The organism is Streptomyces sp. NPDC046557, assembly GCF_040645975.1.
GTDB lineage: Bacteria > Actinomycetota > Actinomycetes > Streptomycetales > Streptomycetaceae > Streptomyces.
Window position 1 is genome coordinate 37,997 of record NZ_JBEYZH010000020.1, and the last position, 14,699, is coordinate 52,695.

The window sequence follows — 14,699 nt, forward strand, 5'->3', positions numbered from 1 at the left end:
TCCGACGGCGGCCGGGCGATGATCGGGGCATGACGGATGACGAAGACCGGACGAAGCGGCTGGTGGCGGCGTGGCGGGGGGCCGACCGGGTCCTGTCGCGGAGCCTGCTGGAGCCGACGGTGGGCGAGCTCTTGGCGGCGCTGCCGGGACTGACGGAGGCGGACCCGGACGAGGGCGTGGACGTGTACGGCGACGGGGTGGTGGCCCGGCTGGAGCGGCGCGTCGCGGAGCTGCTGGGCATGGAGGACGCGGCGTTCTTCCCGAGCGGGACGATGGCGCAGCAGGTCGCGCTGCGGTGCTGGGCGGGGCGGACCGGGAACCCGGTGGTGGCCCTGCACCCGATGAGCCACCCCGAGCTGTGGGAGGACGGCGCGCTGTCGACGGTGTCCGGGCTGCGGACGGTGTACCCGACGCGGGAGGCACGGCAGCCGACGGCGCGGGAGGTCGCGGAGCTGCCGGAACCGTTCGGCACGCTGATGCTGGAGCTGCCGCTGCGGGAGGCGGGCTTCCTGCTGCCGACGTGGGAGGAGCTCGTCGCGCTGGTGGAGACGGGGCGGGAACGGGACGCGGTGGTGCACTTCGACGGGGCGCGGCTGTGGGAGTCCACGGTGCACTTCGGGCGACCGCTGCCGGAGATCGCGGGACTGGCGGATTCGGTGTACGTGTCCCTCTACAAGTCGCTCGGGGGGCTGAGCGGGGCGGCGCTGGCGGGTCCCGCGTCGCTGGTCGCGGAGGCCAGGGTCTGGCGGCACCGGTACGGGGGCCAGATCTTCCGGCAGTTCCCGCAGGCCCTGTCGGGCCTGGCCGGGCTGGAGCGGGTACTGCCCGAGCTGCCGTCGTACGTGGCCCGGGCGCGGGTGGTGGCGGCAGCGCTGCGGGAGGGCTTCGCGGAGGCGGGGCTGCCGTGGTTCCGGGTGCATCCGGAGGTGCCGCACACGCACCAGTTCCAGGTGTGGCTGCCGTACGAGGCCGAGCGGCTCACGGAGGCGGGCCTGCGGCAGGCGGAGGAGACGGGCCGCGTCCTGTTCCGCCGGTGGTCACCCGGCGGGCCGCCGGGTGTCTCCCTGACGGAACTGGAAATCACCGCCCCGGGCCTGTCCTGGACGGCGGCGGACGTCCGCGAGGCGGTCGCGGACTTCACCTCCCGCCTCTAGGGGGTGTGGCCGGGCAGACCTTCCCGGTCACGGCCCTAGCCTCTGGCGGGGATGGGTGCGGGGCTTCCGGACCCGGTCCGGGCGTGGGTCGGCCGGACCGGGCCCGCGCCGCCTGGCCCCGCCCGGCGGGGGCCGGGCGGGCGGGGACTGCGCCGCCGCGCGAGGGCCGGCCCGGCCCGGGACCCCGCCGTGCCCACGTGCGGCGCCGCTGCCGGGGGCCGGCCCCCGGACCCCCGCGCCTCAATCGCCGGCGAGGCTGAAAATGCCCACCAGCCGACCCGGGCAGCACCCCTGCCCCCCACACGATCCGGGCCGAGCCCCACCGCAGCCCCGACGGCGATGAAGGGGCAAGGCCGGGCCCAGACCCACCACCCAGCCTCGCGGCGCTTGAGGCGCAGGCTCCGGGCCCAGCCCGACCACCCAGCCCCGCCGGCGCTTGAGGCGCGGGGCCGGGCGGAGTCCGGGGAACGGTGGAAGGGCGGGTAGGGGATCGCTCCGCGCAGCGGTCACCCGCGTCGCGTAGCCGCCGCCCGGGGGCCGGAGTCCCCGCCCCCAGCCGCCGGCGGGCGTTGCGAGTGCCCGGCGCAGCCGCGCAGCCGGCCCCCGGACCGGGCGTCCGCCCCAGTCGACCCGGGGCCGAGCCCCACCGCAGCCCCGCCGGCGATTGAGGCGCAGCCCGGGCGGTGGCCCGGTACGGCCGCCCCCGGGGCGGAGCCGCACACCGCCCCCGCCCGGGGCGGGGTGTCGCTCGGACGGACCGGTGCGGGGGACGGGGGCGAAGGCCACCGGGAGAATGGGGCGATGAGCGTCACCATCGACATCGCCGGGCTCCCCGCGGAGCGCATCCGCTTCGCGCCCTCCCCCCTCGCGGAACTCTGCATGGCCCTGCACGCTCTCTCCCAGCCCGCCCACCACCCGCACCTCGCGTCCTGGGCCACCGCCACCACCACCGCCCTCGACCCCTGCCTCGCCGACCGGCTGCTCGAAGCCGACTTCCTGTGGCGCAGCTCCTTCTCCGACATCTTCATGCCCTTCGCCGGCACCCCCGGCGGCACCGGCCTGCCCGCCGCGACCCTGGCCGAGGAACTCGACGTACTCGACCTCCTCGACGACGAGCGCTTCGTGACGGCCGCCCTCGAACACTGTTGGCTCGCGCTCTACGACGAGGGCGGCGCGCGGTCCCCCCTCAAGGACCCCGCCTCCCGCGCCAAGGTCCTGGAGGCCGCCGCCGCCCGCGGGCCGGCGCAGCTGCGGTTCTCCTTGCGGCTGCTGGACGACACCGCCGCCGTCCGCGTCTGGCTGCGCCGCCTCCTGGAAGACTGCGACGAGGCGTTCTTCGCCGAGACCTGGCAACGGATCGGCCCCCAGCAGGTCGCCGACACCCGGCACAAGACCGAGGTGCTGCGGCACAAGGGCCTGCCCGCGGTGCTCCGGGAGGTCTCGGCGGCGCTCAGCGTCGACGAGGCCGGGACCACCATCACCGCCGACAAGATGGTCAACGGCTCCACCACCGCCACGGACCCCCGCGTCGGGCCGGGTCTGGTCCTCATACCCACCAATTTCGGCCGGCCGCACCTCCTCGTGCTGCACGCCCCCGGCTGGCGCCCGGTCCTCCATTACCCCCTCGGCTCCCCCGAACCGGCCTCCGCGCCCGGCTCGGTGGAACTGCTGCGGCTCCGCATGGACGCCCTCGCGCACCCCATGCGGATGCGGTTGTGCCGCAGCCTGGCCCGGGCCCCGTACACGACGGGCGAGTTGGCGACCGTCCACGGCGTATCCGCCCCGGAGGTTTCCCGCCACCTCGCCGCGCTCAAGAAGGCCGGCCTTCTCCACACCCGCCGCCAAGGCCGTTACGCGCAGCACCAGTTGGACCTCCCGGCGGTGGCCCGCATCGGTTCCGACTTCATCGAGGGGATCCTGCGGTAACCGACCGGACGGTGACCCCGGTGACCACAGTGATCTCGGCGATCTCGGCCATGTCGGCGCTCACGGACGCCACGCCGGCCGGGAACCGACGGCGCGGACACACCGATATCCGGATTTCACAAACCGGAAGCAGTGAAAGGTCTGGCGAGAGCGACGCTTCGCTGCTTACCGTGCGTCCACCGCCCAGCCTGCTTGCCCCTGTTGTCGTGAAAGGACCTTCATGCCCTCACGCCGTATAGCCGCGGCCACCACCGCCGCCCTTGCCGCACTGGCCCTCGCCTCCCCGTTGCTGCTCGCCGGACCCGCCGCTGCCGGCAGCCCGCAGAGCGACGCCGCCCAGGGCGACGCGCTGGCGAAGAAGCTGGTCAAGGAGGCGACGGGCAAGGGCGCCGAGAACCATCTGAAGGTCTTCCAGTCGATCGCCGACTACAACAACCGCACGCGCGTGGCCGGTTCGAAGGGTCATGTGCAGTCCGCCCAGTACGTGGAAGCCGTCATGAAGGCGGCCGGGTACAAGGTCACGAAGAACGCGTTCGACTTCGTGTACGTCGAGACGATCGCCGAGACCCTGAAGGTGAAGGGCGCCGCCCCTCGTGACGTCCCGATCAAGCTGATGACGTACACCGCGAGCGGTCCGGCCGACGGCGTCACGGCGCGGCTCGCCGTGGTCCCCGTCGACGCGGACGGCACGAACGGCTGTGAGCCCGGCGACTTCGCCCCCGGCGCCTTCACCGGGCGCATCGCGCTCGTCAAGCGCGGCGGCTGCGCGTTCGCCGTCAAGCAGGCCAACGCCGCGGCGGCCGGCGCGGTCGGCGCGATCATCTACAACAACACCGAGGGCGCGCTGAACGGCACCCTCGGTACCGCCGACGCCGGCAAGGTCCCCACCGGCGGCGTCAGCCAGACGGAGGGCGAGAAGCTCGCCGCCGAGGCCGCGGCCGGACCGGTCGAGGTCACCCTGGACATCCGCGAGCTCCGCGAGAACCGCACGACGTACAACGTCATAGCCGAGACCAGCGGCGGCGACGAGAACAACACCGTCTTCCTCGGCGCGCACCTCGACTCGGTCGCGGCCGGTCCCGGCATCAACGACAACGGCTCCGGCTCGGCCGGCATCCTCCAGGTCGCACAGCGCCTCGCGAGCAGCCAGAAGCACATCAAGAACAAGGTCAAGTTCGCCTGGTGGTCGGCCGAGGAATTCGGCCTGCTCGGCTCCGAGGCGTACGTGGGCGGCCTGACGGACGCGCAGAAGAAGCAGATCCGGCTCTACCTGAACTTCGACATGATCGCCTCGCCGAACGCCGCCTACTTCGTCTACGACGGCGACGACTCGGACAAGGTCGGCTCCGGTCCCGGACCCGAGGGCTCCGCCCAGTTGGAGAAGGGCATCACCGACTTCCTCGACTCGCGGAACATCCCGCACGAGGGCTCGGACTTCACCGGCCGCTCGGACTACGGCCCCTTCATCGAGGCCGGGATCGCGTCCGGGGGCACGGACACGGGCGCCGAGGGCATCAAGACCGCCGAGCAGGCGGCCAAGTTCGGCGGCCAGGCGGGCGTGGCCTACGACGTGAACTACCACGGGAAGGGCGACACCATCGCCAACATCGACCGCAAGGCGCTCGACATCAACGTCGACGTGATCGCGAACGCGGTCGGCCACTACGCCTACGACCTGGCCCCGCTCGCGCGGCCGGTCGTCCCCGCCCCCGCGGGTGGCGGCGCGTCCGGCAGCGGCGGGGGCCTGCGCGAGGGCCACGACCACGGCGTGACGCAGTAGTCCGGCGCTCCGGCCGGGCGGCGCCAGCCGGCGTCAGCCCGGCTGCGGGGGCGGGGGCGCCCGGCCGCGCCCGGCGTCAGCGCGGCCGGAGCCCCAGTCCGTCCAGCCGGCCCAGTCCGTCCAGCCGGCCCGAGCCGTCGGCGCCGCCCGCGCCGTCCAGGCCCACCGGCTGCACCAGCCACCCGAAGTCGCCGAGGCCGCCGCGAGCGGTGAGTTCGGCCGCCTCCCCCGCCGAGGCCAGGGCGCGCACGTACCCCGCCGGGTCGCTCGACGCCAGCGCCAGTGGCGGGCGGGCGCCCGAGACGCCGAGTGCGGCCAGCGCCTCCCGTTGCGTGAGCAGCGCCGCGTCCGGTCCCGCGCAGGCGTCGAAGGCGACGTGCGCGGTGATGTCGCAGCTCCCGTCGGGGACCGGCGGGACCTCACGGCCGCCGCGGAAGCCGGTCAGGGTGCCGTACGGGGGCCGGGCCTCGCGGGTGTGCGCGTAGTCCACGGCAACCGCCAGCCCCCGGTCGAGGGTCGCGACGGCCGCCGCCCACGCCTCGTCCCGGGGGCGGCCGATCTCCGCCCGGCCCGGGCCCGGCCACCACCGGTCCAGCCAGGCGCGGTCCCGGCCCTCCAGCGGGCCGCCCGGGGTCTCCGTACCGTCCGGCGCGACCAGGACGTACCGCCCGTCCTCGGCGACGTCCAGCGGTACGTTGTCCAGCCACTCGTTGGCGAACAGCAGCCCGGTGGTCCCCTCGGGCGGCGCCGCGACCCAGCGGACACGGGGGTCCAGCCCCTCGGGCCGGCCCACGCGCTCCACGGCGTACGGCCGCACCCGCGCCGCCGTCGCCGCCGGCAGGGCGTCGAGCACCCCGGTCAGGAGCTCCCCGCGCCCTGCCCCAACGTCGACCAGGTCCAGCCCCTCCGGGCGGCCGAGGTCCTCGTCCACCGCGAGGAGGAGCCGGGCCACGGCGCCCGCGTAGAGCGGCGAGACGTGCACGGAGGTACGGAAGTGCCCGGCGGGACCGGGGCCGCGCGGGTCCACGTAGAAACCGCCCTGCCCGTACAGCGCGGCCTCCATGGCCGTCGACCACCGGACCGGTCCGATCCCATCACCCTGAGCGTTCATCCCCCACAGGCTAAGCCGACCCTCCACCTTGGGGAGTACGCCCCCTTCGTACGGATCGCCCCTGTGGTTGACTCCCGCACCTGTCTCCTTTGCCTACGCTGGGTTACGTGCAGCGCCTCTACGATTTCCTCCGCAGACACCCGACCGGGGTGGACGCCTTCTGGGCCGTCCTCCTGTGCGGGATCGCGCTGCTGGACCTGGCGTCCGCCGACCACTACAGCACCGGGAAACGGCTGCTCATCGTCCCCTCGGTGCTCGCGATGGGCGTCGTCATCGCGCTGCGCCGCAAGTGGACGCCGCAGATGTTCTGGCTGGCGGTGGGCACGGGCGTCTACCAGCTGGCCGTCGGGGTCGAGGTGCACAACGGCGACTTCGGCATGCTGGTGATCCTCTACACCGTGGCGGCCTCGGGAGAGATCTCCCGCCGGCTGTCCCGCCTAGCGTTCGCCCTCGGCCTGACCGCCTCGCCGCTGTACGCCCTGCGCTTCCACGTCGACAAGGGCGACACGAGCGACAACTTCTTCTTCACGCTCTTCGCCGTCGTCCCCTTCGCCCTGGCGTGGGTGTTGGGCGACTCCCTGCGCACGCGCCGCGCCTACTACGCGCAACTCGTCGAACGGAACCAGCGGCTGGAGAGGGAGCGCGAGGCGCAGGCCAAGGTGGCCGTCGCCGCCGAGCGCGCCCGGATCGCCCGCGAGCTGCACGACGTCGTCGCGCACAACGTCTCGGTGATGGTCGTCCAGGCGGACGGCGCCGCGTACGTCATGGACGTGGCACCGGAACAGGCCAAGGAGGCGCTCCAGACCATCTCCGGCACCGGCCGGCAGGCGCTGGCCGAGATGCGGCGGCTGCTGGGCGTGCTGCGCACCGGTGAGCCGCAGGAGTCCGAGGACTACGTGCCGCAGCCGGACGTCGAGCAGATCGAGGTCCTGGTCGAGCAGGTCCGCACGGCCGGGCTCGACGTCGACTTCGCCGTCGAGGGCGCGCCGCGGCGGCTGCCGAGCGGGGTGGAGCTGACCGCGTACCGGATCGTGCAGGAGGCGCTGACCAATACGCGCAAGCACGGCGGCCCGGAGGCGAAGGCGAGCGTGCGGCTGGTCTACTTCGACGACGGGCTCGGCCTGTTGGTCGAGGACGACGGGCGGGGCGCGGCCCACGAACTGTACGAGGACGGCGGCGCCGACGGCGCCGGGCACGGACTGATCGGCATGCGGGAGCGCATCGGTATGGTCGGGGGCACGCTGGAGGCCGGCCCGCGGCCGGGCGGCGGTTTCCGGATCAGCGCGCTCCTCCCACTCAAGAAGAGGTAAGAGGTAACTGATGTCCATCCGCGTGATGCTGGTCGACGACCAGGTGCTGCTGCGCACGGGCTTCCGGATGGTGCTCGCCGCCCAGCCGGACATGGAGGTCGTCGCCGAGGCCGGTGACGGTCTGGAGGCGCTGGAGGTGCTGCGGGCCACGAAGGTGGACGTGGTGCTGATGGACGTCCGGATGCCGAAGCTCGACGGGGTCGAGGCGACACGGCGCATCTGTGAGCCCGACGAACACCCCAAGGTGATCATCCTGACCACCTTCGACCTGGACGAGTACGCCTTCTCGGGCCTCAAGGCGGGCGCGAGCGGCTTCATGCTCAAGGACGTCCCGCCGGCGGAGCTGCTGGCCGCGATCCGCTCGGTGCACAGCGGCGACGCGGTGGTGGCGCCGAGCACGACGCGGCGACTGCTGGACCGGTTCGCGCCGATGCTGCCGACGACCTCCCAGGAGCCGCGCAACAAGGAGATCGAGCGGCTGACGGAGCGCGAGCGGGAGGTCATGCTGCTGGTGGCACAGGGCCTGTCGAACGGCGAGATCGCCGCCCGCCTGGTCCTGTCGGAGGCGACGGTGAAGACGCACGTGGGCCGCATCCTGACGAAGCTGGGCCTGCGCGACCGCGTCCAAGTGGTCGTCCTGGCCTACGAGTCCGGCCTGGTCCGCGCCGGCGGCGGCCCGACCGCCTGACCCGGGCCGGGCCGGGCCGGGTCAGGTCAGGTCAGGTCAGGTCAGGTCAGGTCAGGTCAGGTCATCCAGCGGTCCGGGCGGGATGTCGCGCGGGAGGTGCGGGAGCGGTCCGCCTGGGCGTAGAGGAGGGCGGTGGCCTCGGCGGACGGTCGGAGGCGGGCCGTCACCGTGCCGTTGGCGCCGGTGTCGACGTGGACGTCCGCGACGCCGTGGAGCCGTTTCCAGGGCCCCCGGGCAAGCCGGACGCTCTGTACCTTCGCGTGCGGGACGATCTCCGTACGCCGGCACAGGAGCCCCCGCCGGGCGGCGAAGACCTCCGCGGAGACGGCCACGCCGTAGCCCCGCCACCAGACCGGGACCACCCACCGCGCGCCGGACCGCGGGGCGCGGTCGAAGCTCAGGGCCGCCAGGTCCACGCCCGGCAGCACCCGCGCGATGACCTCGTACGCGGCGGCCCGCGCGGCCACCGGCACCAGGACGTTGTTCTTCGAGCCCGCCACCGCCAGCTCCACCCGGACCCAGCCCCGCCACCGCCACAGCAGCGGCTCGACGATCCGGACGGTCTGCACCCGACCCGGCGGTACCGTCTCGTGCGCCCGGTCCGCCAGCCCGTGGTCGAGCCGCAGCCCGTCGGGGGACTCCGCGACCGTCCAGTCGTATTCGGCGAGGAACCGGCCCGCGCTGCTGCTCCAGGCCCAGCCGAGCAACGGCAGCAGCGCGACCGCGGCCGCCCAGGGGTTGGCACTGAACCACCACACCACCACCGGTACGAGCAGCCCCCCTGCGACGGCCGCCAGCACCCCCAGGCTCAACAGCAGGGAGGCCACCAGCTCCCGCGGCCCGACCCGCAGCAGCGCGCGCTCCGGGGCCTCGCCGAGCGCGACCGCCTCGGCCGGGGCGAATCCGGCGGCCCTCGCGAGGAGTTCGGCGCGCAACGCGGCGGCGTCCCGCTCGGCCAGGTACGCCAGCTCGTCCTTGTCGTCGGCGCCGATGACGTCGATCCGCAGCTTCGCGACCCCGGCGAGCCGGGCCAGCAGCGGCCGGGTGACATCCACCGCCTGGACCCGGTCGAGCCGGATGTGGGCGGTGCGGCGGAAGAGCAGCCCGCTGCGGATGCGCAGCTCGGTGTCGGTGACCGCGTAGTGGGTGAACCACCAGCTCAGCAGGCCGTACGTACCGAAGACGAGGAGCAGCGCGACGAGCACCAGGAAGCGGAACGACACGGGCAGCTCGGTGATCCACTCCTCGGCGCGGTCGCCCTGCTGCGCGATCACACCGATGATCGCCGCGATCGGCACCCAGGCGCGCAACAGCGGGGTCAGCGGGTGCAGCCGCCGCTCGTCCGCGGGCCGGGCGCGGGCCCCCGACGCGCCGGCAGCCCCCGACAGCGGGAGCTCCACGCCCTCGACGCCTTTTCCGCCCGCCGTGCTCACAGGCCGGCCGATCGGGCCTCGCCCAGCTCCGTCAGCCGGTCGCGCAGCCGCTCGGCCTCCTCCGGCACCAGCCCGGGGATCTTCGCGTCGGTCGCCGCGGCCGCCGTGTGCAGTTGTACGGAGGCCAGCCCGAAGCGCCGCTCCAGCGGCCCCGAGGTCACCTCCACCAGCTGCATCCGTCCGTACGGGACCACGGTCTGGGCCCGCCACAGGACCCCCCGGGTGATCAGCAGGTCATCGGCCCGCTCCGCGTACCGCCAGGACCGCCAGTTCCGCCCGAGCAGCACCCAGCCCCACGCGAGCGCGCCCAGCCACACCGCGCCGCAGGCCGCCCACGCCGGGCCGACGACCAGCCCCAGTACGACCCCCGTCACCACCGCGAGGAGCAGCCCCCAGAACGCCAGCAGCAGTCGGCGGAGCCTGAGCAGGCCGCCCGGCAGTCCCACCCAGTCGGGGAGGCTCGTCTCACCCGTTGTCCCGGTTTCCATGCGCACAGCGTAGGGCTGAGACAATGCGGCCATGACGGAGACCACGGTCGGCATCGGCGGAGCGGCGGAGAGCACCGACATGGTGCTCAACATCGGGCCGCAGCACCCTTCCACGCACGGCGTGCTGCGCCTGCGCCTCGTCCTGGACGGGGAGCGCATCGTGAGCGCCGAGCCGGTGGTCGGCTACATGCACCGCGGCGCCGAGAAGCTCTTCGAGGCCCGCGACTACCGGCAGATCGTGATGCTGGCCAACCGACACGACTGGCTGTCGGCGTTCTCGAACGAGCTGGGCGTGGTCATGGCCGTCGAGCGGATGCTGGGCATGGAGGTCCCCGAGCGGGCCGTGTGGATGCGGACCCTGCTCGCCGAGCTGAACCGGGTACTGAACCACCTGATGTTCCTCGGGTCGTACCCGCTCGAACTGGGCGGAATCACCCCGATCTTCCACGCGTTCCGCGAGCGCGAGGAGCTCCAGGCCGTCATGGAGGAGATCTCCGGCGGCCGGATGCACTACATGTTCAACCGGGTCGGCGGCCTCAAGGAGGACCTGCCGGCCGGCTGGCTCGGCCGGGCCCGCGCCGCCGTCGCCGACGTCCGCACCCGCATGGACGTCTACGACAAGCTGGTCCACGGCAACGAGATCTTCCGCGGACGCACGCGCGGGGTGGGCGTGCTGTCGGCGGAGGCCGTGCACGCGTACGGGGTCTCCGGCCCGATCGCCCGCGCCTCCGGCGTCGACTTCGACCTGCGCCGCGACGAGCCGTACCTGGCCTACGGCGAGCTGCAGGACGTCCTCAAGGTGGTCACCCGCACCGAGGGCGACTGCCTGGCCCGCTTCGAGGTCCTGCTCGACCAGACGCACAACGCGCTCGACCTCGCCGAAGCCTGCCTGGACCGGATGGCGGAACTGGCGCCCGGGCCGGTCAACCAGCGCCTGCCGAAGGTGCTGAAGGCGCCCGAGGGGAGCACGTACGCCTGGACCGAGAACCCCCTCGGGATCAACGGCTACTACCTCGTCTCGAAGGGCGAGAAGACCCCGTACCGGCTCAAGCTGCGCTCGGCGTCCTTCAACAACATCCAGGCGCTGGCGGTACTGCTGCCCGGGCAGTTGGTCGCGGACATGGTGGCGATCCTCGGTTCGCTGTTCTTCGTGGTCGGCGACATCGACAAGTAGGCCGCCCGCCCCGTACCGGGCCCCCACCGGCACCGGCACCGGCCCCCGCCCGCGCCGGGCGCACCGCCGCGGACTTGACATGCGGGGCGAAAAGACCGGCGGCGCGACCGCGGGCCCGGCCTAGGGTGCCGGCATGACCTCTGGGACCTTCGCCGCGATATACGCCGACTACCTGCGCCGGCTGGGCATCACCGACCCGGGCGCCACCCCGTCCGCCGAAGTCCTGTTCGCCCTGCACCGGGCCCACGTGGAGCGCGTCCCGTTCGAGAACCTCGACATCCAGCTCGGCCGGCCGCCCGGCATCGACCCGGAGCTGTCGGTACGCCGCTTCGCCGCCGGGCGGGGCGGCTACTGCTTCCACCTCAACGGCGCGTTCGCGGCGCTCCTCGAAACCCTGGGCTACGGCGTGACGCGCCACTACGGCGGCGTGAACAAGGACCCCGCCGCGCGGAAGGTCAGCGGTGACCACCTCACGCTGACCGTGCGCGTCGAGGGCGCGGAGTACCTCGTGGACGTCGGGCTCGGCGACGGCCCCCACGAGCCGCTGCCGCTGCGGGAGGGCGCGTACGAGCAGGGCGGCATCCCCTACGCGCTGGAGCGCCCGGAGCCACCGACCGGCGAGGGCGAGGGGTGGAGCCTGCACAACCCGACCCGCCCCATGACCCGGACGAACTTCCGCTCCGCCCCGGCCGCGATGGCCGACTTCGCGCCCATGCACGCCTGGCTGTCGGCCGACGAGGATTCCCCCTTCGTCCGCACGCTCGTCCTGTGCAGGCGTGACGCCGGGGGCATCGACGTGCTCCAGGGACGGGTGCTGAGCCGCGTCGACCCGGTCGGCGGCGGGAGCAGACGGGAGTTGTCCGGCTCCGGGGAGTTCTTCGACGCCATCGCCACGGTCTTCGGGCGGAACCTGGACGACCTGACCCCGGCGGACCGCACGGCCCTGTGGTCCCGGGTGCTCCGCGCCCACGAGGCGTGGGCCGCGGCGCAGTCGGCCTGAGCCCGGTCCGGGATGCCCGGCCCGGGTGCCGGGACCGGTTGTCGGGTCCGGGTGCCGGGACCGGTTGTCGGGTCCGGGTGCCGGGACCGGTTGTCGGTGGCGGGGTGCAGACTGGGGGCATGTCCCACTCCCCCCGGCGGGCCTGTCCCGCCTGTGGCCGCGACTGCGCCGTGACGGCCGGGCGGATCGCCCGCCACGACCCGCCCGCCGGCCGGGAGCGCGGCGAGCTGGTGTCCTGCCCCGGCTCCCGCGCCCGCGTGGTGCTGGGCGCTTCCGCCCCCACCTTGGACGGCTTCACCCTGGGCCCGCACCCGGGGCAGCTTCCGTTGTTCTGACCCCACGGGCCGGGATCGGGCCGCGGGTACGTCCTACGAGATGGCGCTGCGCAGGCGGGCCACGTCGACCGGCTCGGTCTCGTCGTGGGCCGTCAGGTCGATGACCTGTCCCAGCGCCCGCTGTTCGGCGGTCGGGGCCTTGAACTCCGGTTCGGCGTCACCCTGTCCGGTGGACTCCGCCTTGTGCACCGCGAGCGCCTCCGCGCCGACGACGTCCGCGAGGTCCTCGTTCTGCACGGACTCGATCACGGCGCGGGCTTGGGCGGCGGTCTTGGTGCCGAAGAAGTCGAAGCCTCCCTCGACGCGCGAGGCCGGCCGCCGGGGCGCCGCGTACGGGGCCACCGTCGCCGCGAGCCGCCGGGCCGGAACCTGCGCTCCCGCCGCACCGGCGACACCGCCCGCAGCACCATCGGCGGCACCGCCCGCCGCACCCGCGGCCGTACGGCCGTGGGTGCCCGAGCCACCCGCGGCAGCGGCATCCCCGGACGCCCCCGCGACCCCCGAGACGCTTGACGCGCCGGAGGCACCCGACGCTGCCGCCCGCTCCTCCGCCTTGCGCACCAGCGCCGCCATCGCCGCGTTGGCCCGGGCGTAGCCGACGGCCGTGGGCGCCCCGCTGCCGTCGCGCTCCTGCGACACCGCCGGGAGTTCCTTCGGCCCGGCCGATCCCGAAGCCGCCTCGATGGCGAGCAGTCTGCGCCGCTCCAGCGCGCCGGCGCGCTCCGTCTCGGCGGTCGCGTACCGGCGCAGCAGCGCGGCGTGTTCGCCGCGCAGGCCCGCCAGTTCGACCCGCTTGGCGCGCAGCTTGGCGTCCAGCTTGGCGCGCAGCACTCGGGCCTCTTCGAGATCGGATTCGAGCTCGGCTATCCGCTCTTCCGTCTTCCACTCGTCCTTGACCCGCTCGCGAGCGAGCTCCGCCACCCGGCGACCGGCCGAGCGGTCCCAGGAGCGCATGACGACGGCGCCGGCCACGCCCGCGGCTGCCGTGAGGGCCACGAGCAGGCGCAGCGCCACCGGTTCCGCGAGTAGCCAGGCCGCGCCGGCGCCGGCCACGGATACACCGGCGACGGCAGTCGGCGTGAGCAGACGGTGCAGAGGTTCTGGATTGCGGTGGCGTCCACGGGGCATGGCCTGAAATTTACAGGGCGTAGACGCGGTGTGGGGTAGCCGCCCGGAAATCTCTTACCAGGCGGTTACCCGTCATTTCCGCATCAAACGCGTAACTGATCTTCGTAGGGCCCTACTTCTTGAGCAGACCCTTGGATTCCAGGTACGCCTTGGCGACATCGGCGGCCTTCGCGCGCTCCGCGTCCACCTTCCGGTTGAGGTCGACGAGGTCGGCCGTCGTCAGCGTCTTGGTGAGCCCGTCGAGCGCCGCCGCGACCTCCGGGGAGCCGGCGTCCTTGGCATTGACCACCGGCAGGACGTTGTCGGCGTTCTGGAGCTTCTTGTCGTCCTCCAGCAGGACCAGGCCGTAGCTGTCGAGCGTGGCGTCGGTGGTCGTGGTCAGCACGAGCTGGTCCACGCCGTCCTTGACGGCCTGCTTGGCCTGCGGGGTGCCCACGCCCTTCGGGTCAATACCGGAGACCGAAATTCCGTATGTCGTCTCCAAACCCGGCCGGCAGAAGGGTCGGACGGCGCATTCGTCACCGGCCGCGATCTTCACCTTGAGTCCGGACTTGCCGAGATCGGAAAGGGTCTTGAGGTTGTTCTTCGCGGCGAATTCCTTCGTGACCGCGAAAGCGTTCTGGTCGACCGCCGAGCCGGCCGGCAGGGCCTTGAGGCCGAGCGGGGTCGCGAGCTTCTCCAGCGCCGCCACCGTCGCCGTGGCGTCGCTCGATGCGACGGGCTTGTCCTTCGGCGCGTCCTTGCCGTTGACCTTGGCGTTCAGGAACTCCGCGAGGGTGGCCGCGTACTCCGGGACGACGTCGATCTCGCCCTTCTCCAGCGACGGTTCGTACAGCTCACGGTTGTTGACGGTGGTGACGGAGGTGGAGTAGCCCGCGTTGCGCAGGACCTGCGCGTACAGCTCCGCCAGCACGTTGGACTCGGTGAAACCGGCCGCGCCGATCACCAGCTTGCCCTTGGCGCCGCCCTCCGAGGACGACGAGGAGGAGGCCGAGCCGCCGTCCTTCGACTTCTCCAGGCTGTCGCCGCCGCAGGCGGTGAGCGATGCGGCCAGGGCGGCCGCACCCAGCACCGCGCCGAGGACGTGCAGGGACTTGCTCATGTGGGGCTCCTCCAAAGGAGTGGGGCGGACGTAAAAAATCGAAAGTCAGGGGGGGACGGCAGGGCGACGG

Annotated in this window: 13 protein-coding genes; 8 read left to right on the forward strand and 5 right to left on the reverse strand. The window is 73.4% G+C overall.

Translation table 11 applies throughout. The annotated features are described in order from the left end of the window. The first annotated feature begins 29 nt into the window (after positions 1-29). The 3 genes from ABZ934_RS26060 to ABZ934_RS26070 all read left to right on the forward strand — a co-directional run bounded on the left by ABZ934_RS26060 (position 30) and on the right by ABZ934_RS26070 (position 4,860). Positions 30-1,154, forward strand: a complete 1,125-nt coding sequence (locus tag ABZ934_RS26060) for a beta-eliminating lyase-related protein (RefSeq protein ID WP_361317656.1) — start codon at positions 30-32, stop codon at positions 1,152-1,154. 801 nt (positions 1,155-1,955) lie between these two features. Next, complete coding sequence (locus ABZ934_RS26065) at positions 1,956-3,080, forward strand: DUF5937 family protein (RefSeq protein ID WP_361317658.1); 1,125 nt, start codon at positions 1,956-1,958, stop codon at positions 3,078-3,080. Between the two features lie 220 nt (positions 3,081-3,300). Further along, positions 3,301-4,860: a M28 family metallopeptidase gene (locus tag ABZ934_RS26070; RefSeq protein ID WP_361317660.1), complete on the forward strand. Its 1,560-nt coding sequence runs from the start codon at positions 3,301-3,303 to the stop codon at positions 4,858-4,860. Between the two features lie 76 nt (positions 4,861-4,936). Here ABZ934_RS26070 and ABZ934_RS26075 read toward each other — a convergent pair whose 3' ends face one another. Continuing rightward, on the reverse strand, positions 4,937-5,971 hold the full coding sequence (locus ABZ934_RS26075; protein WP_361317663.1) for an SAM-dependent methyltransferase: 1,035 nt from the start codon (positions 5,969-5,971) through the stop codon (positions 4,937-4,939). A 107-nt stretch (positions 5,972-6,078) separates the two neighbouring features. Between ABZ934_RS26075 and ABZ934_RS26080 the strand changes: the two genes are divergently transcribed. Together ABZ934_RS26080 and ABZ934_RS26085 are read left to right on the forward strand one after the other, a co-directional pair. Then, positions 6,079-7,281, forward strand: a complete 1,203-nt coding sequence (locus ABZ934_RS26080; RefSeq protein WP_361317666.1) for a sensor histidine kinase — start codon at positions 6,079-6,081, stop codon at positions 7,279-7,281. 10 nt (positions 7,282-7,291) lie between these two features. Continuing rightward, entirely contained in the window at positions 7,292-7,969 is a 678-nt protein-coding gene (locus ABZ934_RS26085) for a response regulator transcription factor (RefSeq protein WP_361317669.1), read from the forward strand. 56 nt (positions 7,970-8,025) lie between these two features. Here the strand turns inward: ABZ934_RS26085 and ABZ934_RS26090 are convergent, their stop codons facing one another. Together ABZ934_RS26090 and ABZ934_RS26095 are read right to left on the reverse strand one after the other, a co-directional pair. After that, positions 8,026-9,369, reverse strand: a complete 1,344-nt coding sequence (locus ABZ934_RS26090) for a PH domain-containing protein (RefSeq protein WP_361317672.1) — start codon at positions 9,367-9,369, stop codon at positions 8,026-8,028. 29 nt (positions 9,370-9,398) lie between these two features. Continuing rightward, on the reverse strand, positions 9,399-9,890 hold the full coding sequence (locus ABZ934_RS26095) for a PH domain-containing protein (protein ID WP_361317674.1): 492 nt from the start codon (positions 9,888-9,890) through the stop codon (positions 9,399-9,401). A gap of 31 nt (positions 9,891-9,921) precedes the next feature. Between ABZ934_RS26095 and ABZ934_RS26100 the strand changes: the two genes are divergently transcribed. The 3 genes from ABZ934_RS26100 (at position 9,922) to ABZ934_RS26110 (ending at position 12,399) form a co-directional block, all read left to right on the forward strand. After that, a complete protein-coding gene (locus tag ABZ934_RS26100) occupies positions 9,922-11,064 on the forward strand; it encodes an NADH-quinone oxidoreductase subunit D (protein WP_361317676.1) in 1,143 nt (380 codons plus the stop codon). Positions 11,065-11,197: 133 nt separating this feature from the next. Continuing rightward, positions 11,198-12,064, forward strand: coding sequence for an arylamine N-acetyltransferase (locus tag ABZ934_RS26105; RefSeq protein WP_361317678.1), 867 nt, complete (start codon positions 11,198-11,200; stop codon positions 12,062-12,064). Positions 12,065-12,183: 119 nt separating this feature from the next. Continuing rightward, entirely contained in the window at positions 12,184-12,399 is a 216-nt protein-coding gene (locus ABZ934_RS26110; protein WP_361317681.1) for a hypothetical protein, read from the forward strand. A 33-nt stretch (positions 12,400-12,432) separates the two neighbouring features. Here ABZ934_RS26110 and ABZ934_RS26115 read toward each other — a convergent pair whose 3' ends face one another. Together ABZ934_RS26115 and ABZ934_RS26120 are read right to left on the reverse strand one after the other, a co-directional pair. Beyond that, positions 12,433-13,527: a hypothetical protein gene (locus ABZ934_RS26115; protein ID WP_361317684.1), complete on the reverse strand. Its 1,095-nt coding sequence runs from the start codon at positions 13,525-13,527 to the stop codon at positions 12,433-12,435. Between the two features lie 112 nt (positions 13,528-13,639). Next, on the reverse strand, positions 13,640-14,629 hold the full coding sequence (locus ABZ934_RS26120; protein ID WP_361317687.1) for an ABC transporter substrate-binding protein: 990 nt from the start codon (positions 14,627-14,629) through the stop codon (positions 13,640-13,642). Positions 14,630-14,699: the final 70 nt, after the last annotated feature.

What these genes read in the sequence shown, in the direction of transcription:
- ABZ934_RS26120 (WP_361317687.1), bottom strand. Translation starts at nt 14,629, where the DNA reads ATGAGCAAGTCCCTGCACGTCCTCGGCGCGGTGCTGGGTGCGGCCGCC.
- ABZ934_RS26105 (WP_361317678.1), top strand. Translation starts at nt 11,198, where the DNA reads ATGACCTCTGGGACCTTCGCCGCGATATACGCCGACTACCTGCGCCGG.
- ABZ934_RS26115 (WP_361317684.1), bottom strand. Translation starts at nt 13,527, where the DNA reads ATGCCCCGTGGACGCCACCGCAATCCAGAACCTCTGCACCGTCTGCTC.
- ABZ934_RS26060 (WP_361317656.1), top strand. Translation starts at nt 30, where the DNA reads ATGACGGATGACGAAGACCGGACGAAGCGGCTGGTGGCGGCGTGGCGG.
- ABZ934_RS26085 (WP_361317669.1), top strand. Translation starts at nt 7,292, where the DNA reads ATGTCCATCCGCGTGATGCTGGTCGACGACCAGGTGCTGCTGCGCACG.
- ABZ934_RS26070 (WP_361317660.1), top strand. Translation starts at nt 3,301, where the DNA reads ATGCCCTCACGCCGTATAGCCGCGGCCACCACCGCCGCCCTTGCCGCA.
- ABZ934_RS26100 (WP_361317676.1), top strand. Translation starts at nt 9,922, where the DNA reads ATGACGGAGACCACGGTCGGCATCGGCGGAGCGGCGGAGAGCACCGAC.
- ABZ934_RS26075 (WP_361317663.1), bottom strand. Translation starts at nt 5,971, where the DNA reads ATGAACGCTCAGGGTGATGGGATCGGACCGGTCCGGTGGTCGACGGCC.
- ABZ934_RS26110 (WP_361317681.1), top strand. Translation starts at nt 12,184, where the DNA reads ATGTCCCACTCCCCCCGGCGGGCCTGTCCCGCCTGTGGCCGCGACTGC.
- ABZ934_RS26095 (WP_361317674.1), bottom strand. Translation starts at nt 9,890, where the DNA reads ATGGAAACCGGGACAACGGGTGAGACGAGCCTCCCCGACTGGGTGGGA.
- ABZ934_RS26065 (WP_361317658.1), top strand. Translation starts at nt 1,956, where the DNA reads ATGAGCGTCACCATCGACATCGCCGGGCTCCCCGCGGAGCGCATCCGC.